The 501-nt window shown below is 70.5% G+C and carries 1 protein-coding gene; it reads left to right on the plus strand.

Annotated features, from left to right (window positions below; genetic code table 11):
- Positions 1-501, plus strand: a 501-nt coding sequence (locus tag FB586_RS19120) for a carbohydrate-binding domain-containing protein (RefSeq protein ID WP_136520891.1), incomplete at both ends; no start/stop codon positions are given.

The following is a 501-nucleotide window of genomic DNA, read 5'->3' on the forward strand; positions in this document are numbered from 1 at the left end:
CACCGACCACGACGAGGCCGAGGCCACCACCGTGACGCTGTCCGGCACGACGGCCGAGACCGACGACGACGCCGTCACCGTCGCGGACGGCACCGTGACGATCACGGCCGCGGGGACGTACGTCCTCACCGGCGACCTCACCGGGCAGGTGGTCGTCGACAGCACCGGGGACGGTGTCGTGCGGCTGGTGCTCGACGACGCGTCGATCACCTCGGAGAGCAGTGCCGCGATCGACGTCGTCGACGCCCAGTCCGTCGTGGTCGTCCTCGCCGACGGCAGCACCAACGCGCTCGCGGACGCTGCGACGTACGACGACACGTCCGAGGACGCGCCGACCGGGACGCTCTACTCCACCGCCGACCTCACCATCGGCGGCACCGGGTCGCTGACCGTGACCGGCAACAGCAACAACGGCATCGTCGGCAAGGACGGCCTGGTCATCTCCGGCGGCACCATCGACGTGACGTCGGTCGACGACGGCATCCTCGGCAAGGACTACCA

It is taken from the genome of Cellulomonas telluris, assembly GCF_004886325.1.
GTDB classification, from domain to species: Bacteria; Actinomycetota; Actinomycetes; order Actinomycetales; family Cellulomonadaceae; genus Cellulomonas; species Cellulomonas telluris.